Consider the following 20,580-nt stretch of genomic DNA (forward strand, 5'->3'; position numbering starts at 1 on the left):
TGGTGTCATGGGCACATCCTTTCCAAACATGGTTAACGAATTGCAAATTTAACCACCATTAATATCACTCAGGAGATTTAGCTTTTGGCTCTAAAACGCGGAAAAGCCCGGAGGTTTCGGCCTCCGGGCTTCGTTGAAGACGGTTTTGCAACTGTACGGAAGTCTTAAAAGCAGTCGAGGAAAAGCGCCTTTGTGTTCTCCATCGTCATGGTGACCGGGTTGCCGCCGCAGCTCGGGTCCTCCATCGCCATAGCCGTGAGCTCATCGATTCGGTCCGGCTTGATTCCCATGGCCGTGAGATTGTCTGGCACGCCGAGTTCCGAGCGCAGCGACAGCACGTATTCGTAGAACCCGTCGAAGCCGCCGGCGATGCCAAGATAGGCAGCGGCACGGGCGATCTTATCCTCGATCGCCGGACGGTTGAAGCGCAGCACCGGCGGCATGACGACCGCGTTGGTCATGCCGTGATGGGTGTTGTAGACCGCCCCGATGGGATGCGACAGCGAATGGATGGCGCCGAGCCCCTTCTGGAAGGCGACGGCGCCCATGGCCGCGGCCGACATCATGTTGGTGCGGGCTTCTAGGTCGGCTCCGTCCTTGTAGGCGCGCGGCAGGAATTCCTTGACGAGCCGCATGCCTTCGAGCGCGATCCCGCCGGACATCGGATGGTAGAAGGGCGACGAATAGGCTTCCAGGCAATGGGCGAAGGCATCCATGCCGGTTCCGACGGTGATCACCTTGGGCATGCCCATGGTCAGTTCCGGATCGCAGATCACGACGCCCGGCAGCAGTTTCGGATGGAAGATGATCTTCTTCACATGGGTGACGGAATTGGTGAGCACCCCTGCCCGGCCGACTTCCGAACCGGTGCCGGCCGTGGTCGGCACGGCGACGATCGGCGCGATCCTGGCGGCATCGGCGCGGGTCCACCAGTCACCGATATCCTCGAAATCCCAGACCGGCCGCGTCTGGCCGGCCATGAAGGCGATCAGCTTGCCGAGATCGAGGCCCGAACCGCCGCCGAAGGCGACGACGCCGTCATGGCCACCGTCATTGTAGGCCTTGATGCCGGCTTCGAGATTGTTCTCGTTCGGGTTCGGATCGACCTCGGCGAAGATCGCCCGGCCGAGACCCGCCTCTTCAAGCACGTCGAGCGCATGGCCGGTGATCGCCATCGAGGCCAGTCCCCGGTCGGTGACCAGAAGCGGTTTCTTGAGGCCGAGCGTCTTGCAGGCGTCCGCCAGTTCCTTGATGCGTCCGCGGCCCAGCTTGACGGCGGTCGGATAGCTCCAGTTCGCGACGATATTCATTTCGTGACCTTCTTGAGATGGTAGGATTTCGGGCGGGTCAGGTTGTGGAAGCCGAGCACGGAGAGCGAGCCGCCCCGCCCGGTTTCCTTGACACCGGTCCAGACCAGCGCCGGATCGAGATAGTCGGCGCGGTTCATGAACACCGTGCCGGTTTCGAGCTGGCTGCCGATCCGGTTGGCGCGATCGACGTCCGGCGTCCAGAGCGACGCCGTCAACCCATAGCGGCTGTCGTTCATGTAGCCGATCGCCTCGTCGTCACTCTTCACCTTCATGATGCCGACAGCCGGGCCGAACGTCTCTTCCCGCATGATCTCCATGGTGTGATCGACATCGACGAGCACCTGCGGCGCGAGATAGGCGCCGCCGTCATCGGCCGGGAAAAGCTTCGGATCGACGAGCGCCTTGGCACCGCTCGCCACGGCATCGGCGATCTGCTGGCGCACCACCTTGGCGAACCGCTTGTTGGCCATCGGCCCAAGCGTCGTTTCCTTGTCGAGCGGATTGCCGAGCTTGTAGTTCGACACCCAGGCAACCGACTTCTCGACGAAGGAATCGTAGAGCGATTCGTGCACGTAGATGCGCTCGATGCCGCAGCAGCACTGGCCGGAATTGTAGGTCGCACCATCCATCAGCGTATCGACGGCGGCATCCAGATCGGCATCCTCCATCACATAACCGGGGTCCTTGCCGCCGAGCTCGAGCCCTATGCCGGTAAACGTGCCGGCAGCGGCCCGCTCAATCGACCGTCCGCCCTCGACGGAGCCCGTGAAGTTGATGAAGTTGAACAACCCTTCCGAAATCAGCTTGGCCGACGTCGCGTGGTCGAGGAAGATGTTCTGGAAGACATCCTCCGGAACCCCGGCCTCGACGAAGGCGCGCACCATGCGCTCGCCAACGAGCAGCGTCTGCGAGGCGTGCTTGATGACCACCGTGTTGCCGGCCATCAGCGCCGGCGCGACCGTGTTGATCGCCGTCATATAGGGATAGTTCCAGGGCGCTATGACAAACACCACGCCATGCGGCTCCCGTTCGATGCGGCGTTCGAACGTGGCGCTGTCCTCGACGCGCAAAGGTGCCAGTGCATCCGCCGCGATCGACGCCACATAGCTGGAACGCTCGTTGAACCCCTTGAACTCGCCGCCGTAACGCACCGGCCGGCCCATCATCCAGGCAAGCTCCGGCACCACCTCGTCGACCATCTCGTTGAGGCGCGCCACGCCTTTCAGCACGAGCTGGACACGCTCTTCGAGCGGCCGCTTCGCCCACGCCTTCTGTGCATGCCGAGCGCGGCCGACGGCCTCCGCCGCGACCTCGGGCGACATGGCCGGACGTTCGGCATAGACCGAGCCGTCCACCGGCGAGATACATTGGATCATCGTCATGATCGGTATTCCCATTGCGTTTTTGATGTGTATGGCGAGGTTCTACACCCTCTCGAAACCGCGTGCCACTTCCCAATCCGTCACGCGGCGGTCGTATTCCTCCTGCTCCCACTGGCCGGCCCGGACATAGTGGTCGATGACGTCGCTGCCGAAGGCGGAACGCAGAAGTTCCGATCCGTTCATCAGATCGACCGCATCGCGCAACGTTTTCGGGATTTCGCGAATGCCCTTGCCGCCATAGGCATCGCCGACGAAGGCCGGTTCCAGCGCCATCTTCTTCTCGATGCCGTCAATTCCGGCAGCCATCAGCGCCGCCATGGCGAGATAGGGGTTGAGGTCGGAACCGCCGACGCGGCATTCGATGCGGATCCCCTTGGTCGCCTCGCCGCAGAGGCGATAGCCGGCGGTGCGGTTGTCCTTCGACCAGACGGCTTTGGTCGGCGCGAACGTACCTGCCATGAAGCGCTTGTAGGAATTGATGTAGGGCGCCAGGAAGAAAGTGATCTCGCCCGCGTGGGCGAGCAGCCCGGCAATGTAGTGCCTCATCAGTTCCGACATGCCGTGCTCGCCGTCCTTGTCGAAGAACAGCGGGGTCTTGCCGTCGGCGCTCCACAGCGACTGGTGGATGTGCGACGAGCTGCCGGCAGCCGAGTAGTTCCATTTGGCGAGGAAGGTGATCGCCTTGCCCTTGCCCCAGGCGATCTCCTTGCACGCATTCTTGATGATCACGTGCCGGTCGGCCATGGTCAGCGCGTCGGCGTAACGGACGTTGATTTCCTCCTGGCCGGCCGAAGCCTCGCCCTTGGAATTCTCGACCGGAATGCCGGCCCCCTGCAGCCCGGTACGGATCGCCCGCATGACCTCCTCTTCCTTGGTGGTCTGGAAGATGTGGTAGTCCTCGTTATAGCCGCTGGCGAGCCTGAGATTGCGGTAGCCGCTTTCGCGGGCCTGGTCGTAGGTCTGGTCGAACAGGAAAAATTCGAGTTCTGTCGCCATGAAGGCGGACATGCCCATGTCCGCGAGCCGCTGAACTTGCCTCTTCAGGATGGCGCGCGGCGAATGCGGCACCTCTTCATGGGTGTGATGGTCGAGCACGTCGCAGAGCACCAGCGCCGTGCCTTCGAGCCAGGGCAGCTTCCTGAGCGTCGCAAGATCCGGCTTCATCGTATAGTCGCCGTAGCCCTGTTCCCAGCTGGTCGCCTTGTAGCCGGAGATGGTTTCCATCTCGATATCGGTGGCGAGCAGGTAGTTGCAGCTATGGGTTTCCTTGTAGGCGCTCTCGACGAAATATTCCGCCTGGAACCGCTTGCCCATCAGGCGGCCCTGCATGTCCACCTGGGCGGCGATGATCGTATCGATACGGCCGTCGGCGACATCGCGTTTCAGATCGTCGAAGGAGTAAATCGGGGTCATGCCTCACATCCGTTTCAAAAGGGTGAACCGCCACAACCTCTCGAGTGTCGTGGCGGCGGGATCATTGGGGCGTTAAGCCCGTCGCGCTTACTTTTCTCCGACAGCCGCTTCCGCGGCAGCGATCTCGGCCTGCCGCTTGGCGATGGCGTCGCCGATCGGTGGTCCCATGAAGCGCCGGTTCTCGAAGGCGAACCAGACGATTCCGGTCAGCACCAGGAAGCCGACGGTAATTTCGAGCGCCCAGTCGTTCGGCGGCTGGATGCCGATGAAGAAGATGACGATCATCGAGATGATCGCCAGGACGGCGATCAGCCTGTAGACCGGAATACCCATGTTCCAGGGTCCCATCTTCGGCCATTTAGCGGTGCCGATCGTGAACAGCCCGAGCGCGATCGGCAGGACGAAGGACAGGAACAGGAAGATGACCGTGCAGGACACGACGATCGAATAGGCCGGCGTGCCGGCAATGGTGATCGCCGAGGTGAACCAGACGAACAGGACGGCGAGGATGGAGCCGGTCCAGATCGCCGCGACGGGCGAACGGTATTTCGGGCTGACCTTGGCGAGCACCGACGACGCAGGCAGGCCCTTGTCGCGCGAGAAGGCGAAGATCATCCGCGATAGCGAGGTGACGGTAGCCAGTCCGCAAAGGAGCTGAGAAATGAAGATCAGGAAATACAGGATGCTCTTCACGGTCGGGTTCATCTGCGCGTCCATCGCCCAGAAGAACACGTTCCAGCCCTGCTTGGCCGCATCGTCCATGTTGGGGATCATCAGTACGAAGGAGCACAGCATGATGTAGCCGAACACGGCGGACCATACGACGGCCGAGACCATGCCGCGCGGCACGGATTCCGCCGCCTTGAGGGTTTCCTCGGATGTATGGGCCGAGGCGTCATAACCGGTGATCGTGTAGATCGGCAGGAGCAGGCCGAGAAGGAATGCCATCACGCCGGAAACGCTATTCGGCCAGACGAGCGCCGCCCCCTCCGTGCCGGTATAGTTGGCGAAGGTGAAGAGCCGCGCGAAATCGAAGCCAGGGGCTGCGATAAGGCATGCGATCGTCAGCAGGATCGCGGTCGCGAAGATCAGATAGCCGGAAAAGTCGGTGAGTTTCGCGGTCAGACCTATGCCGAAATGATTGATGCCGGCCTGCAGCCCGGTGATGACGGCAACGAAAACCACGCGGTGTGTCAGCGTGTCCTCGATGCCGAAAGTCGGCCCGAAGGCGCCGAAGAAGAAATAGAACGTCCCGACATTGATGGCGCCGAGCACGGTGACGAGGCCGAGCAGGTTGAGCCAGGCGGAAAGCCAGCCGGTAAAGCGGTTGCCGAGGATCGATCCCCAGTGATAGAGGCCGCCCGCCGTCGGATAGGCCGAGCCGATCTGCGCCAGCCCGAGCGCGAAGATGCCGGAAATCAAGCAGCCGAGTGGCCAGCCGATGCCGATCGCCGCGCCGCCGGCGCCGGCAGTCGCCTGGCCCAGCGAGTTGATGCCGCCGGAGAGAATGCAAATGATGGAAAATGAAATAGCAAAGTTCGAAAACGAGCTCATGCGGCGCTCGAGTTCCTGCGCATAGCCCATGGAATGCAGGATATGAACGTCCTGCTTTTTATCGCCTTCGGTATAATCGGACATGACTTCCCCCTGTTGGCAGAAAGACCGCGCCATCGCGGCCATCCGGTTTGTCCTTCCCGCGGCGATCGACCGCGGGCATGCGAGCTGCTGCTCCCCGGGTCTTATCTTTGGATCTCTGCGAGGCTTTCCCGCAGCAATCCTGTCAAGAAATCGGCCACGACCCCCTGGCCGGTTTCGTCTGTTATGAGATCATTCCTGATTTCGATCATGACATTGAGAAGTCCCGCCGGCAGGGCGTGGACTTCCAGCGTATGCGTCACGCCGTCCGCCGGCCCGTAAGGCTCGTTGCGCTCGACGCGGTAGAGGTGCGTGTCGGATGCGGCCTGCAGCATCCGGTCGGCCAGCCGGCTGTCGGTATCGTGAAGCACGCCGATCTCGACCGGGCGCTCCTTGCCGAAATAGACCGGCGTGAAGCTGTGAATGGTGACGAGCACCGTCTGAAGCCCCCTTTCCCGCCGTGCCCCGATTTCCTCTCGGATGCGGCCGTGGAACGGCAGGTAGAGTGCCGTGGTCCGGCGCGATTTCTCTGCCTCGGAGAGGTTTTCGTTGCCGGGAATCCGGAAGATCTCGGACACGTCACGGATCGCTGCGGGCGAATCCGGCGGCCGGTTGCAGTCGTAGATAAGCCGCGAAAACCGCTGGTGGATCAGCGTCGCGTCGAGGCTCTTCGACATCAGCCGGGAGACGGCAAGCGCTCCCGGATCCCAGGCGATATGCGAGGCGAGCGCATCCGCGGAAAGCCCCAGATCGCCATACCGTTCCGGCAGGCGGCGCGAGGCGTGTTCGCAGACGAGAAGCACGTCTCCGCGCCCGTCGGCATTGTCCACCGCGACGGGCTCGCCATCCGCCTCCGTGAAGAATTCCGACTGGACCAGCATCAACGCCTTCCGGAAAAAATCGTTTAAATTGGATTAAGAAGAGAATTCTTCACTTTCCGGCTGCCGTCAACGTGATTCTGAAAATTTCTCTTCACCCGCTCCATTGACACCTGTCACAAAAGTACTTTTAACTCGTGTCATAAACCGGCGAAGACCGGAGGGAACAGCTTTCGTGCCACCAACTGCACGCACCGTATCAGATGTCATTCGTGTTCGTTACGACGGCCTGACGCGTGCGGAAAAACAGTTGGCGGACAGCCTATTGGAGAACTATCCGGTGTCGGGGCTCGGCAGCATCACTGTGATCGCGGAGAACGCCGGCGTTTCGACGCCGACGGTGGCACGCATGGTGCAGAAGCTCGGCTACAAGGGCTATCCGGAATTCCAGTCGCATCTCCACCAGGAGCTCGAGGCAACGATCTCCAATCCGATCGCCAAGCACGACCGCTGGGCCTCCAATGCGCCCGGCACGCATATCCTCAACCGCTTCGCCGACGCCATCACCGCCAATCTGCGCGACACGCTTTCGGATCTAGACACCACGACTTTCGAGGGCGCGGCCGCACTTCTGCGTGATCGCAACCGGGGCATCTATTTCGTCGGCGGCCGCATCACCGGGGCGCTGGCGGAGTATTTCTTCACCCACATGCAGGTCATCCGTCCGAAGACGACCCTGATCTCCACCAATTCCAGTTCCTGGCCGCAGCATGTGCTGAACATGAGCGCCGGCGACGTGCTGGTGATCTTCGATATCCGCCGCTACGAGCAGGAGATGGCGACGCTGGCAGAGGCCGCACGGGCCAACGGCGTCGTCATCGTCTTGCTGACCGACGTCTGGGCCTCGCCCGTCGCCAAGCACGCGCAGCACACATTCAAGGTGCGGATCGAGGCCCCCTCGGCCTGGGACAGTTCCGTCATCACCCTGTTCGTCGTCGAGGCGCTGATCGAGGCGGTGCAGAGCGCAACCTGGGAGGAAACCCGCGAACGAATGAACTCCCTGGAAGGCCTGTTCGAGCGAACGATGCTGTTCCGCCGGCCGGGCCGCCAGGGCCGCCCCGACTGATAGTCGGGGTCAAGAAATATGCCGGTAATTCCGGGGGTTTATGAGCAACAGCTCATCCTCCGGCCTGTCATATACGATACATAAACTGGCTCTACGAGTCGCGCCGAACGATCCGGACCACACGACCTGAACCCCTAGGAGGATACCGTGCTCAACAAGACCCAACGTCTTCTTTCCCTGACGACCGCCATCGTCATCGCCTCCACCGCCATCGCCGCCGCCGAGCCGAGCGCCGAGCTGATCGCAGCCGCCAAGAAGGAAGGCACGCTGACCACGATCGCCCTGCCCCATAGCTGGTGCGGTTACGGCGACGTCATCGCCGGCTTCAAGGCGAAGTACGGCCTCGAAGTCAACGAACTGAACCCCGATGCCGGTTCGGGCGACGAAATCGAAGCCATCAAGGCCAACAAGGGCAACAAGGGGCCGCAGGCGCCTGACGTCATCGACGTCGGCCTCTCCTTCGGCCCGTCCGCCAAAGCCGAAGGCCTGATCCAGCCCTACAAGGTCTCCACCTGGGATTCGATCCCGGCCGACGCCAAGGATGCCGACGGCTACTGGTACGGCGACTATTACGGCGTTCTCGCCTTCCTGGTGAACAAGGACCTCGTCAAGACGTCGCCGAAGGACTGGCCTGATCTCCTGAAGTCCGACTACGCCAATGCCGTCGCGCTTGCCGGCGATCCGCGCAGCGCCAACCAGGCCGTCCAGGGCGTCTTCGCTGCCGGCCTCTCCGGTGCCAAGGGCGACGCCGCCAAGGCCGGCGACGAAGGCCTGAAGTTCTTCGCCGAACTCAACAAGAAGGGCAATTTCGTTCCGGTCACCGGCAAGGCCGCGCCGTTCGCGCAGGGCACGACGCCGATCATCATCGCCTGGGACTATAACGCCTTGTCCTGGGGCGAAAGCCTGAAGGGCAACCCGCCCTTCGAGGTTGTCGTTCCGGCAAGCGGCGTCGTTGCAGGCGTCTACGTCCAGGCGATCTCCGCCTTCGCTCCGCATCCGAACGCTGCAAAGCTGTGGATGGAATACCTCTATTCCGACGAAGGTCAGCTCGGCTGGCTGAAGGGATATTGCCACCCGATCCGCTTCAACGATCTTGCCAAGAACAACAAGATCCCGAAGAACCTGCTCGACGCCCTGCCCCCGGCAGCAGCCTATGAGAAGGCCGTATTCCCGACGCTCGCCCAGCAGGCTGCCGCCAAGGAAACCATCACCAAGAAATGGGATAGCGTGGTCGGCGCCAACGTCGCAAAGTAATCGGAACAAGACTGACCTCCCGCGCCACCCGGCGCGGGAGTTTTCCCGTTTTCCCTGGATGGCCAGCCTTCATGACCACCGCTTCCACGTCATTCATCGATCGCCGGACAGTCATAGACTGGCTGGGCATCGTGCCGTTCATGGTATTCGCGCTCGCCTTCCTGATTGTTCCGACGCTCTATCTGATCGTCGGCGCCTTCTTCAATCCGGCTGGCGAATTCACGTTTCAGAACATTGTCGACCTCTTTTCGCCTTCCATCATGGGCGCTTACTGGATCAGCATACGGGTATCCGTCGCCTCGGCGCTGGGTGGCGGATTGATCGGTTTTTTCCTCGCCTGGGCGGTCGTGCTCGGCGGTGTGCCGTCCTGGATCCGCTCCAGCCTGCTGACCTTTTCGGGCGTTGCGTCGAACTTCGCCGGCGTGCCGCTCGCCTTCGCCTTTCTGGCGACACTTGGCCGAACCGGGTTGGTGACGATCTTCATGCGGGACTGGCTCGGCTTCAATCTCTATTCGACGGGGTTCAATCTCCTCTCCTTCTTCGGCCTGACGATCACCTACATGTTCTTCCAGATCCCGCTGATGGTGCTGATCCTGACGCCGGCGCTGGACGGATTGAAGAAGGAATGGCGCGAGGCATCCGAAATCCTCGGCGCATCCACGTGGCAATACTGGCGCATGGTCGTGCTGCCGATCCTCTGGCCGAGCCTGATGGGCGCCACGCTCCTCCTTTTCGCCAACGCCTTCGGCGCGATTGCGACCGCCTTTGCGCTGACCGGCGCCTCGCTCAACATCGTGCCGATTCTGCTCTACGCCCAGATCCGCGGCGACGTGCTGCATAATCCCAATCTCGGCTATGCCCTGGCCCTCGGCATGATCGTCATCACCGGCATTTCCAACATCCTCTACATCTGGCTGCGCAGCCGCGCCGAACGGTGGCAGAAATGAAGGCGCACAAGATCTTCGCCTGGATCGCGATCGCCATTGGGGCCATCTACTTCTTCGTGCCGCTGATCGGGACGTTCGAGTTCTCGCTGCGCATGCGGCGCGGCGTCTATTCCCTCGATGCCTACCAGTCGGTGTTTACGGACGCTCAGTTCCGCGCCACCTTCGGCTTCTCGATGCTGATGGCGCTGGTGACGATCGTCGTCGGCATGCTGCTTATCGTGCCGACCGCCTACTGGGTCCGGCTGCGCCTGCCGCAGATGCGGCCTGTCGTCGAGTTCATTACGCTGCTGCCGCTCGTCATTCCGGCGATCGTCATCGTGTTCGGTTACCTGCGCCTCTACAATTCCTCATCCTGGATCCCGTTCACGGGCTCGACGCAGGGCACCAACGTCCTGCTGACATTCTCCTACGTGACGCTGGCGCTCCCCTACATGTACCGTTCGGTCGACACGGCGATGCGCACTATCGACGTGCGGACGCTGACCGAGGCCGCGGAAATCCTCGGCGCCAAGTGGCCGACAATCATGTTCCGCTGCATTTTCCCGAACGTCATGTCGGGCGTGCTCTCCGGCGCGTTCATCACGTTTGCGATCGTCATGGGCGAATTCACCATGGCAGCCCTTCTCAACCGCCCGGCCTTCGGCCCCTATCTCCAGCTCGTCGGCGCCAACAAGGCTTACGAGCCTTCGGCGCTGGCAGTCATCGCGTTTGCGATCACCTGGCTGTCGATGGGTCTGATCCAGCTCGTTTCCCGCGTCGGCAAATTGTCGCCGTCCAGGCCTTAAGGAATTTTGATGTCGTTCCTCGTTCTCGAAAGTATCAAGAAGAGTTTCGGCCAGACCCAGGTCGTCAAGGACTTCAACATGTCCATCGAGAAGGGCGAGTTCGTCTCCTTTCTCGGGCCGTCGGGCTGTGGCAAGACGACCGTGCTGCGCATGATCGCCGGGTTCGAAAGCCCGAGCGACGGGGCGATTTCGATCAACGGCCGGAACCAGAATGCGCTGAAGACCAACCAGCGCAATATCGGCATGGTCTTCCAGGCCTATGCGCTGTTTCCGAACATGAACGTCTTCGACAACGTCGCCTTCGGCTTGAAGGTCGCCGGCAAGTCCAAGACGGAGATCGAAACGCGCGTCAAGGAAATGCTGAAGCTGATCAGCCTCGACCATCTGGCCGACCGTTACCCCTACCAGATGTCCGGCGGCCAGCAGCAGCGCGTGGCGCTCGCCCGCGCGCTTGCGCCGAAGCCGCAGGTCCTGCTGCTCGACGAGCCGCTGTCGGCGCTCGACGCCAAGATCCGTGTTTCGTTGCGCGAAGAGATCCGTGAAATCCAGCGCCAGCTCGGGATCACCACCGTCTTCGTGACGCACGATCAGGAAGAGGCCCTGTCGATCTCCGACCGCGTCGTGGTCATGAATGCCGGCCGCGCGGACCAGATCGGCACGCCGTCGGAAATCTACAATCGTCCGACCACCCGTTTCGTCGCCTCCTTCGTCGGCACGCTCAACATCATCGAGGCGACCGTCGTCGATCCGGCGGCCAACACCGTCAAGGTCGGCGAAAACACCATCAGGCTGCGGGAATCGATCGGCGCGCTAAAGGGCGGTGACAAGCTGTCGATCGCGCTGCGTCCGGAAGCGGGCTCGCTGCTGGAAAACGCCAAGGGCGATACCTCGCTGACCGGCCAGGTGATCTCCTCGCATTTCCTGGGCTCGGTCATCCGCACCAAGCTCGAAGTGGGCGGAAACCAGATTTCCTTCGACATGTTCAATTCCCCGGATGCGGTCCTGCCGCAGTCGGGCGAAACCCTGACGCTGCGCTTCAACGCCCACGATTTCCTGATCATCCGCGACTGATCGCAAACGGAAAACGGCATCCTCGCGGATGCCGTTTTGCATTTGGCCAATCTCAGGCGGCGCCGTCCTCAGGCCGCGTCGTCGATCGCATCCTGGCCGGACGCCGGCACGTAGTTGAGGACCGGGCCGAGCCAGCGCTCGGTCTCCTCGATCGACATCCCCTTGCGCTTGGCATAATCCTCGACCTGGTCCCGCTCGACCTTCGCCACTCCGAAATAGTAGGATGCCGGATGGCCGATATAGAGGCCGGAGACCGACGAGCCGGGCCACATGGCGTAGCTTTCCGTCAGAATGACGCCAGTCGCCGCTTCCGCATCGAGAAGCCGGAACAGTGTCGCCTTTTCCGTATGGTCGGGCTGGGCCGGATAACCCGGCGCCGGGCGGATGCCGTGATAGGCTTCGGTGATCAACTCTTCCGCCGAGAATGTCTCGTCGGGCGCATAACCCCAGAATTCCTTGCGGACCTGCTCGTGCATGCATTCGGCAAAGGCTTCCGCGAAGCGATCGGCCAGCGCCTTGACGAGGATCGACGAATAATCGTCGTTCGCCCGTTCGAACCGCTCCGCGATCGCCACTTCCTCGATGCCGGCCGTGACGACGAAACCGCCCACATAGTCGTTCAGGCCGGTCTCGGCAGGTGCGACGAAATCCGACAGCGCCACATTCGGGCGACCGTCCCGCTTCGAAAGCTGCTGTCGCAGCGTGAAGAAGGTCGCGAGTTCTTCCGCGCGGCTTTCGTCCGTGTAGACGCGGATATCGTCGCCGACGGCATTGGCCGGCCAGAAGCCGATCACCGCCCGCGGCCGGAACCATTTTTCCGCTATGATCTTGTCGAGCATCGCCTGGGCGTCCGCATAAAGCTGGCGTGCCGCCTCGCCCTGTTTCTCGTCTTCGAGGATCGCCGGGAAACGGCCCTTCAGTTCCCAGGTCTGGAAGAACGGGGTCCAGTCGATATATTTCGCCAGTTCCGCGAGATCGTAGGTCTCGAACACTTTCGTGCCGGTGAACTGCGGCTTCTTGGGCTGATAGGACGACCAGTCGACCTTCTCGGCATTGGCCCGCGCACGCGCGATCGGAAGACGTGTCTTTTCCGCTTCCGAGCGAGCATGGGCGGCGGCAACCTTGGCATATTCCGCCTGCACGGTGCTGATATAACCCGCCCTGGCATCCTCGGAGAGAAGCGACGACACCACGCCGACCGCGCGGCTGGCATCCGTCACGTAGATCGCCTGGCCGCGTTCGTAGCGCGGATGGATCTTGACCGCCGTGTGCACTCGGCTGGTCGTCGCGCCGCCGATCAGGAGCGGAATGTCGAAACCCTGGCGCTCCATTTCCGAAGCCACATGCGCCATCTCGTCGAGCGACGGGGTGATCAGGCCGGAAAGCCCGATGATATCGACCTTCTCGGCAATCGCCGTCTCCAGGATCTTGGTGGCCGGCACCATCACGCCGAGATCGATGATCTCGTAATTGTTGCAGGCAAGCACGACACCGACGATGTTCTTGCCGATGTCGTGGACGTCGCCCTTGACGGTCGCCATCAGCACCTTGCCGGCCGACTTCTTCTGGTCCCCGCCATTGAGGCGCTTTTCCTCTTCCATGTAGGGCAGAAGCACGGCCACGGCCTGCTTCATCACGCGGGCGGACTTCACCACCTGCGGCAGGAACATTTTTCCCGAGCCGAACAGGTCGCCGACCACGTTCATGCCGGCCATCAGCGGCCCCTCGATCACATGCAGAGGCCGCTCCGCATTCTGGCGCGCCTCTTCCGTGTCAATGTCGATGAACTCGTTGATGCCGTTGACCAGCGCATGCGAAAGGCGCTTCTCCACCGGCCATTCGCGCCAGGCGAGATCTCTCTCCTTGGCTTCCTTGGCCCCGGTCCCGCGATAACGCTCGGCGATGTCGAGCATCCGTTCCGTCGCATCGTCGCGGCGGTTGAGCACGACGTCCTCGCAGGCCTCGCGCAGTTCCGGATCGATATTTTCGTAGATCGCCAGCTGGCCGGCATTGACGATGCCCATGTCCATGCCCGCCTGGATGGCGTGGTAGAGGAACACCGCGTGCATCGCCTCGCGCACCGGCTCGTTGCCACGGAACGAGAAGGACAGGTTCGAGACGCCGCCCGAGACATGCACGAGAGGCATGCGCTCGCGGATCGTCTTCGTCGCCCGGATGAAGGCGAGACCGTAGCCGTTATGCTCCTCGATGCCGGTCGCGACCGCAAAGATGTTGGGGTCGAAGATGATGTCTTCCGGCGGGAAATCCGCCTCTTCGGTCAGGAGCTTGTAGGCGCGTTCGCAGATCGCCACCTTGCGCTCGTAGGTATCGGCCTGGCCCTGCTCGTCGAAGGCCATGACCACGATGGCGGCGCCGTAGTTGCGCAGCAGCTTGGCCTGGGCGATGAACTTCTCCTCGCCTTCCTTCATCGAGATCGAGTTGACGACGGGCTTGCCCTGCACGCATTTCAGGCCCGCCTCCATGATCTCGAACTTCGACGAGTCGAGCATGATCGGCACCCGGGCGATATCCGGCTCGGCGGCGATCAGGTTGACGAATTCGACCATCGCCCGCTGCGAGTCGATCAGGCCCTCGTCCATGTTGATGTCGATGATCGAAGCGCCGTTTTCCACCTGCTCGCGGGCAATCGCGAGTGCCGCGGTAAAATCACCGGCGGTGATCAGCTTGCGGAATTTCGCCGAGCCGGTGACGTTGGTGCGCTCGCCGACATTGACGAACGGCACGTCCTTGGTGAACTCGAAGGGCTCCAGGCCCGCAAGCGACATGAACGGCCGGTGTTCCGGCACTTCGCGCGGCTTGTACGGCGCGACCGCTTCGGCAATCGCGCGGATATGTTCCGGCGTCGATCCGCAGCAGCCGCCGACGACGTTGACGAGGCCTTCCTCGGCAAAGCCTTTGATCTGGCGGGCCATGTCTTCCGGCGATTCGTCGTAACCGCCGAACGAGTTCGGCAGACCGGCATTCGGATAGGCAGAGATGAACGTGTCGGCGACGCCCGAGAGTTCCTGCAGGTGCGGTCGCATCGCATCGGCGCCGAGCGCGCAGTTGAGGCCGACGGTGAAGGGCTTCGAATGACGGATGGAGGACCAGAAGGCCGACGGCGTCTGGCCGGACAGCGTGCGGCCGGAAAGGTCGGTGATCGTGCCGGAAATCATCACCGGCAGGCGGATGCCCTTCGCCTCGAAACGCTCTGCACAGGCGAAAATCGCGGCCTTGGCGTTGAGCGTATCGAAGATCGTCTCGATCAGGATGATGTCGGCGCCGCCGTCGATCAGGCCGTCGAGCTGTTCGCCATAGGCGATGCGAAGGTCGTCGAATGTCACCGCCCGGTAACCGGGATTGTTGACGTCGGGCGAAATGGAGGCGGTGCGGTTGGTCGGGCCGATGGCGCCGGCGACGAAACGGCGGCGGCCGTCTTCCTTCTGTGCCCGCAGCGCCGCCCGCCTGGCCAGCCGCGCGCCGTCACGGTTGAGGTCGTAGACCGCGTTCTCCATCTGGTAATCGGCCTGCGCGATGCGGGTCGAGGAGAATGTATTGGTTTCGATGATATCCGCGCCTGCCTTGGCATAGCGGTAATGGATTTCCTCCACCGCCTGGGGCTGCGAGAGAATCAGAAGGTCGTTGTTGCCCTGCTGGTGGCAGGCGCATCCGGCAAATCGTTCGCCGCGGAAATGGCCTTCGTCAAAACCCAGGCCCTGGATTTCGGTGCCCATCGCGCCATCGATGACGAGGATGCGCTCGCGCGCGGCCGCCTTGAGTGCCGCCAGAATCTCCGCGCCATCGCGAGCGGCGGCCTCGGGACCAAAGAGTTCGTCGAACATGGCACTGCCCTTCATCATTTCCGGATCGCTCAATAACCGCATAAAGATATGTTTATGTCAATATATAACCTGAGTGTCGTGCGATATAGAATAGTCGATGACATGCAACCGGCCGGGCGTTATAGGCGTTCTGACCCACTGCCCCGCCAAAGCGATTCCGAGGTTTTCATGAGTGACACCGGTCAGAGAGAAGCCAACTGGGCGAGCCTCCCCTATCATCGGCGCTGGCTCTTGGATCAGGCGGACGGGCTTTTCGATTTCTTTCAATTCCGGGCGATAAACCCGAACGGCGGCTTCTTCGATCTCGACGACCTGGGCTCGCCGATCGGCGGCACCAATCCGGCCCGCGGCATCCATGCCTCGGCGCGCATGGTCCATTGCTTCTCGATCGCCTACCTGCTCGGCCGGCCGGGCTCGGGTGACATCATCGACCACGGCATGCGCACCCTCTGGGAGCGTCATCGCGATACGCAATATGGCGGCTATTTCTGGCAGGTCAATGATGACGGCGCAGCCGATCCCGCCAAGCAGGGTTATGGCCACGCCTTCGTGCTGCTCGCCGCCGCCTCCGCCAAGGTCGCCGGCCATCCGCTCGCCGACCAGATGCTGGCCGATATCACGGACGTGCTGGAAACGAAATTCTGGGAACCCCGCCACGGCGCGATTGCGGAAGAATTCAACCGTGACTGGTCGCCGATCGATGGCGGAGGCTATCGTGGCCAGAATTCCAACATGCACCTCACCGAAGCGCTGATGGCCGCTTTCGAGGCAACCGGCGAAACAGCCTATCTCGACAAGGCGGAAAGCATCGCCGACCTCGTCATCCGCCGCTGCGCCGGCAGTGTCGGTTTCCGGGTCGCCGAGCATTTCAACCCGGAATGGACGATCGACAAGGGTTATTATCATCCCGACGAGATGTTCCGCCCGGCCGGCACCACGCCCGGCCATTGGCTGGAATGGTCCCGGCTGCTGCTGCAGCTCTGGTCGCTCGGGGATAAAAAACACGGCTGGATGCCGGATGCGGCGAAATCGCTGTTCGTCCAATCCATGTCACTGGGCTGGGACAAGGAGAAGGGCGGCTTCTTCTATACGCTCGACTGGAACGACAAACCTGCCAAGACCAACAAGCTCTGGTGGCCGATGTGCGAGGCGGCCGGTGCCGCGCATTTCCTCAACGAGCATCTGCCGGCCGATAACTTCCACGAGGACAGCTACCGGCTGATCTGGGGCACGATCGCCAACCGGTTCATCGACCACAAGAACGGCGGCTGGCACGAGGAACTGACCGAGGACATGCGTCCGGCCCACACCCTCTTTCCCGGCAAAGGCGACATCTACCACGCCCTGCAAGCCTGCCTCATCCCGCTCTTCCCGGCGAACGGCAGCCTGACGAAGGTGATCGTCGAGGCTGGAGGGCGTATCTGAGGCGTTTTCGACGGCCTCGCCTCGCGGCGGCGGAACCATCCAATCCTTCGTCAGTTTCCGATGTCACATCGCTGTAACATCGGACCATCGCCGCCATGATCAACACGCTTGCCGAGGAGTTTTCGCACGAGGCGCCCGTTGCGATCGAAGTGCTTCTGGCGAGATTGATCGGCGCCGCCGTCCTCTGTGGCCTCATCGGCCTCGAACGGGAGTTCCGCAACAATTCCGCCGGCCTGCGCACCAACATGCTGATCGGCCTCGCATCCGCGGTGTTCACGCTGGTCGGGTTGCAGGTCATGCATGAATTCGGCAACCAGCCCGATACGGTCCAGATCGATCCGATCCGCCTCGTCGAGGCTGTCACCGCCGGGATCGCATTTCTGGCCGCCGGTGTCGTCTTCCAGATGCGCGGCAACGTGAAGGGCCTGACCACCGGCGCCAGCATGTGGCTGTCGGGTTCGATCGGCCTCTGCGTCGGCCTCGGCATGTGGATCGTTGCCGTGGCGGCGACCGGCGCCGGCATCGTCATTCTCTGGCTGCTGCGCAAGACCGAAGTGGCGGCGGGCATGAAGGACGAATAGCAGCCCAGCCGCAGAGAAGACGGCTCAGCCGCCCTTGCGCGGCGTCACCATGGCTCGGATACGGCTGGTCAGCAGCTCATAGTCGTAAGGCTTGATGATCAGCGACGTCTGGTCGAGAGTTTCCGATCCAGGCACATTGCGGTCGCCGGTCGCGAAGATAACCGGCAGATTCGGCAATGTTTCGCGCAATTTCAATGCGAGCTGCAACCCGCTCATTTCCGGCAGATGGACATCGGTGACGAGGACGTCGATCGGATCGCTGTCGGCTGCGGCGAGCGCCTCGACGGCCGATCCGGCCTCGATCACGGTCATGCCGGAATCCTGCAGGAAATCCGCCGTCGAAATGCGGATCAGTGCTTCGTCCTCCACCAGAAGAACGGCGATCGGCAGATCCGACGCCGGCGTTTGCTCGACAGCAGGTTTGGCCAAAGACATCTCCCCTGGGTTTTCCGGCAGGCGCGGAGGCGCGGCCTGCCGATTCTGATCGATTACCTGGCGGATCTTCCGGGCGAGCGCCTCCCGCGTATAGGGCTTGCTCAAGAGATTGACGCCCGGATCGAGCCGTCCTCCATGGACGATCGAATTCTCGGTATAACCCGACGTGAACAGCACGCCGAGATGCGGCAGCCGCTCCTTGGCCCGCTTGGCGAGATCGCGGCTCTTCAGCCGGCCCGGCATCACCACATCCGTGAACAGGCAGTCGATCGGCACGCCGCTTTCGACGATCGCAAGCCCGCTGTCCGCATCCTTGGCCCGCAGGACCCGGTATCCCAGTTCGGCAAGCAGGCTGACGGTGATTTCCCGCACCGCTTCGTCGTCCTCGACGACCAGGATCGTCTCGTTTCCGCCAAGGGCAGGGCCACTGGTGGTTTCGGCGACCACATCCTCGTCCTCCATCGATCGCGGAAGATATATCCGTACGGTGGTGCCATTTCCAGGCTCGCTGTAGATCCGGATATGGCCGCCAGACTGCTTGACGAAACCGTAGACCATCGACAGGCCGAGCCCTGTTCCCTTGCCCTCCGGCTTGGTGGTGAAGAAGGGGTCGAAGACCTTGCCGAGAATGTCGGCCGTCATGCCCGTACCGGTATCGGTGACCGCGAGCATCACATATTGGCCGGCCTCGATGTCGAACGTGTGGCTCGCATATTCGTCGTCGAGATAGGCATTGCCGAGCTCGATCGTCAGCTTGCCCTGCCCGTTCATCGCATCGCGTGCGTTGATCGCGAGGTTGAGGAGCGCATTCTCGACATTGCTCGGATCGACGAGCGTGTTCCACAACCCGCCGCCGACGATCGTGTCGATCTCGATCGCTTCTCCCAGGCTGCGCCTCAGGAGGTGATCCATCTCGCGGATCAGGCGGCTCAGATTGATCACCTTCGGCGAAAGCGGCTGACGGCGGCCGAAGGCGAGAAGCTGCGAGGCGAGCCGGGCGCCGCGCGAAGCCCCTGCAAGCGCGCTGTTCAGCCGCCTTTGGGCAACTTCGTTGCCTGCGAATTCCCGGCCGAGAAGCTGAAGATTGCCGGTGATAACCTGCAGGAGATTGTTGAAATCGTGGGCGATGCCGCCGGCGAGATTACCGATCGCTTCCATCTTCTGGCTCTGGCGAAGCACTTCCTGCGTCCGCTCGAGCTCGATCGTTCTTTCCTCGACTCGGTGGCCGAGGGTTTCCGCGAGGCTTGAAAGCTCCGATTCTGTCTTCTTCTGCTCGTCGATATCGGTATTGGTGGCAACCCAGAGGGTGATCTCACCCTCTGCATTCTTGATCGGCACCGCACGGCTGATGAACCAGCGATAGACGCCGTCGTGGCGCCGAAGGCGGATTTCCGTCTCCAGCCGGCTTCCGGTGCGCAAAGCCTCGTCCCAGGCGGCGGCAATCCGGGGCGAATCATCCGGATGGAGCATCTCGGAGCGCCGCTCCCTGTCGAAATAGAATGACTCGAGGCCGCTATAGGTGAAGATCTGGTCGTTGCACCATTGCATCCGGCCGTCCGGCGTCGCCGTCCACACATGTGTCGGCAAGGACTGGGCAAGCGTCCTGAAACGGTCCTCGTTTTCGCGGGCCGCCTCCTGTGCACGGCGAAGCTCCGTAACGTCCTGGCCCTGCACGAAAATGCCGCTGACCATCCCGCTGTGATCGCGGATCGGCTGATAGACGAAATCGAGAAAGCGTTCTTCCGGCTCAGCGCTTTCGGGGGACTGGAAAACGACCCGCGCACCATAGGCGCTGTAGGGCGTGCCGGTCCGGTAGACCTCGTCCAGCAGTTCGTAGACACCCTGCCTGGCGAGCTCCGGCAAAGCCTCGCGCACCGTCTTGCCGATCAGGTCCTCGCGGCTGACGATCGTCCGGTACGACCTGTTGACGATCGAAAAAACATGCTCCGGGCCGCGCAGCACGGCCATGAAGCCGGGCGCCTGCTCGAACAGCATGCGCAGATATTCCCGCTCCTCGCCGAGAGCGGCATTCTGCCCTTGGACCGCATCGGCCCGGCGCATCAGATCCGTATGCACCTTGAGGGCGCCATCGCCCGCGGACCGGCTGCGCAGCAGGTGAAGCTCGGTCACGTCCACCGTATGCTGCAGGATGAAGATCAGCCGCCCCGCCTCGTCCTTGATCGGAATATGGGTTGCGCTCCAATAACGATCCTCTAGCTCTCCATCGGGACCTGGGATCGGATAGGGGATGAGCGGCAGGTGATCCACCTCGGCGGCAGAAAGGACCTTGGCGAAGGACTGGCGCAGCAGCCGGCCCGGGACGGAATCCGGTTCGCTGGGAAACGCGTCGAACATGCTGCGGCCGACAAGCTCTTCGCGGCTGCGCCCCGTCACCGCCAGATAAGCGTCGTTCATTCCGACAAGCCGCAATTCCCGGTCGAGTATGACATAGGGATTGGGCGACAGATTAAACAACTGATTCAGATCGATTTCGGAAAGCTCCGTCAGTCTGAACATGCGCCGTCCCTGATGCCAATGCATCACAGGTTATAGGGT

The 20,580-nt window shown here is 62.2% G+C and carries 14 protein-coding genes; 7 read left to right on the forward strand and 7 right to left on the reverse strand.

Annotation, left to right across the window (positions count from 1 at the left end; genetic code table 11):
* Window positions 1–164: 164 nt before the first annotated feature.
* The 5 genes from GQ59_RS16545 to GQ59_RS16565 all read right to left on the reverse strand — a co-directional run bounded on the left by GQ59_RS16545 (window position 165) and on the right by GQ59_RS16565 (window position 6,621).
* Complete coding sequence (locus GQ59_RS16545; protein ID WP_037083229.1) at window positions 165–1,310, reverse strand: iron-containing alcohol dehydrogenase; 1,146 nt, start codon at window positions 1,308–1,310, stop codon at window positions 165–167.
* Entirely contained in the window at window positions 1,307–2,692 is a 1,386-nt protein-coding gene (locus tag GQ59_RS16550) for an aldehyde dehydrogenase family protein (protein WP_037083231.1), read from the reverse strand. The genes GQ59_RS16545 and GQ59_RS16550 overlap by 4 nt, the downstream gene beginning before the upstream one ends.
* A gap of 42 nt (window positions 2,693–2,734) precedes the next feature.
* A complete protein-coding gene (locus GQ59_RS16555) occupies window positions 2,735–4,105 on the reverse strand; it encodes a glutamine synthetase family protein (RefSeq protein ID WP_037083234.1) in 1,371 nt (456 codons plus the stop codon).
* An 87-nt stretch (window positions 4,106–4,192) separates the two neighbouring features.
* Window positions 4,193–5,743, reverse strand: a complete 1,551-nt coding sequence (locus GQ59_RS16560; RefSeq protein WP_037083597.1) for an amino acid permease — start codon at window positions 5,741–5,743, stop codon at window positions 4,193–4,195.
* Window positions 5,744–5,844: 101 nt separating this feature from the next.
* Window positions 5,845–6,621: an N-formylglutamate amidohydrolase gene (locus GQ59_RS16565; protein WP_152564359.1), complete on the reverse strand. Its 777-nt coding sequence runs from the start codon at window positions 6,619–6,621 to the stop codon at window positions 5,845–5,847.
* Between the two features lie 172 nt (window positions 6,622–6,793).
* Here GQ59_RS16565 and GQ59_RS16570 point away from each other — a divergent pair, with 172 nt between their 5' ends.
* The 5 genes from GQ59_RS16570 to GQ59_RS16590 all read left to right on the forward strand — a co-directional run bounded on the left by GQ59_RS16570 (window position 6,794) and on the right by GQ59_RS16590 (window position 11,741).
* Complete coding sequence (locus GQ59_RS16570; protein WP_037083238.1) at window positions 6,794–7,684, forward strand: MurR/RpiR family transcriptional regulator; 891 nt, start codon at window positions 6,794–6,796, stop codon at window positions 7,682–7,684.
* A 147-nt stretch (window positions 7,685–7,831) separates the two neighbouring features.
* Window positions 7,832–8,938: an ABC transporter substrate-binding protein gene (locus GQ59_RS16575; protein WP_037083240.1), complete on the forward strand. Its 1,107-nt coding sequence runs from the start codon at window positions 7,832–7,834 to the stop codon at window positions 8,936–8,938.
* 71 nt (window positions 8,939–9,009) lie between these two features.
* Window positions 9,010–9,885, forward strand: a complete 876-nt coding sequence (locus tag GQ59_RS16580; protein WP_037083241.1) for an ABC transporter permease — start codon at window positions 9,010–9,012, stop codon at window positions 9,883–9,885.
* Complete coding sequence (locus tag GQ59_RS16585; RefSeq protein ID WP_037083242.1) at window positions 9,882–10,670, forward strand: ABC transporter permease; 789 nt, start codon at window positions 9,882–9,884, stop codon at window positions 10,668–10,670. The genes GQ59_RS16580 and GQ59_RS16585 overlap by 4 nt, the downstream gene beginning before the upstream one ends.
* A 9-nt stretch (window positions 10,671–10,679) precedes the next feature.
* Window positions 10,680–11,741 carry an ABC transporter ATP-binding protein gene (locus GQ59_RS16590; protein ID WP_037083245.1) on the forward strand — a complete coding sequence of 354 codons (1,062 nt, stop codon included), beginning with the start codon at window positions 10,680–10,682 and terminating at the stop codon, window positions 11,739–11,741.
* Window positions 11,742–11,809: 68 nt separating this feature from the next.
* On the opposite strand, the gene metH is transcribed toward GQ59_RS16590, so the two are convergent.
* A complete protein-coding gene (gene metH, locus GQ59_RS16595; RefSeq protein ID WP_037083599.1) occupies window positions 11,810–15,583 on the reverse strand; it encodes a methionine synthase in 3,774 nt (1,257 codons plus the stop codon).
* 168 nt (window positions 15,584–15,751) lie between these two features.
* Here metH and GQ59_RS16600 point away from each other — a divergent pair, with 168 nt between their 5' ends.
* Entirely contained in the window at window positions 15,752–17,008 is a 1,257-nt protein-coding gene (locus GQ59_RS16600; protein WP_037083248.1) for an AGE family epimerase/isomerase, read from the forward strand.
* A gap of 95 nt (window positions 17,009–17,103) precedes the next feature.
* Window positions 17,104–17,589, forward strand: a complete 486-nt coding sequence (locus tag GQ59_RS16605; RefSeq protein WP_037083251.1) for an MgtC/SapB family protein — start codon at window positions 17,104–17,106, stop codon at window positions 17,587–17,589.
* Window positions 17,590–17,613: 24 nt separating this feature from the next.
* On the opposite strand, the gene GQ59_RS16610 is transcribed toward GQ59_RS16605, so the two are convergent.
* A complete protein-coding gene (locus GQ59_RS16610) occupies window positions 17,614–20,541 on the reverse strand; it encodes a hybrid sensor histidine kinase/response regulator (RefSeq protein WP_037083601.1) in 2,928 nt (975 codons plus the stop codon).
* Window positions 20,542–20,580: the final 39 nt, after the last annotated feature.

This window comes from Neorhizobium vignae (assembly GCF_000732195.1).
GTDB classification, from domain to species: Bacteria; Pseudomonadota; Alphaproteobacteria; order Rhizobiales; family Rhizobiaceae; genus Neorhizobium; species Neorhizobium vignae.

Coding starts and splice junctions, on each gene's coding strand:
- GQ59_RS16545 (WP_037083229.1), bottom strand. CDS start 1,310: ATGAATATCGTCGCGAACTGGAGCTATCCGACCGCCGTCAAGCTGGGC.
- GQ59_RS16550 (WP_037083231.1), bottom strand. CDS start 2,692: ATGACGATGATCCAATGTATCTCGCCGGTGGACGGCTCGGTCTATGCC.
- GQ59_RS16555 (WP_037083234.1), bottom strand. CDS start 4,105: ATGACCCCGATTTACTCCTTCGACGATCTGAAACGCGATGTCGCCGAC.
- GQ59_RS16560 (WP_037083597.1), bottom strand. CDS start 5,743: ATGTCCGATTATACCGAAGGCGATAAAAAGCAGGACGTTCATATCCTG.
- GQ59_RS16565 (WP_152564359.1), bottom strand. CDS start 6,621: ATGCTGGTCCAGTCGGAATTCTTCACGGAGGCGGATGGCGAGCCCGTC.
- GQ59_RS16580 (WP_037083241.1), top strand. CDS start 9,010: ATGACCACCGCTTCCACGTCATTCATCGATCGCCGGACAGTCATAGAC.
- GQ59_RS16585 (WP_037083242.1), top strand. CDS start 9,882: ATGAAGGCGCACAAGATCTTCGCCTGGATCGCGATCGCCATTGGGGCC.
- GQ59_RS16590 (WP_037083245.1), top strand. CDS start 10,680: ATGTCGTTCCTCGTTCTCGAAAGTATCAAGAAGAGTTTCGGCCAGACC.
- metH (WP_037083599.1), bottom strand. CDS start 15,583: ATGTTCGACGAACTCTTTGGTCCCGAGGCCGCCGCTCGCGATGGCGCG.
- GQ59_RS16600 (WP_037083248.1), top strand. CDS start 15,752: ATGAGTGACACCGGTCAGAGAGAAGCCAACTGGGCGAGCCTCCCCTAT.
- GQ59_RS16605 (WP_037083251.1), top strand. CDS start 17,104: ATGATCAACACGCTTGCCGAGGAGTTTTCGCACGAGGCGCCCGTTGCG.
- GQ59_RS16610 (WP_037083601.1), bottom strand. CDS start 20,541: ATGTTCAGACTGACGGAGCTTTCCGAAATCGATCTGAATCAGTTGTTT.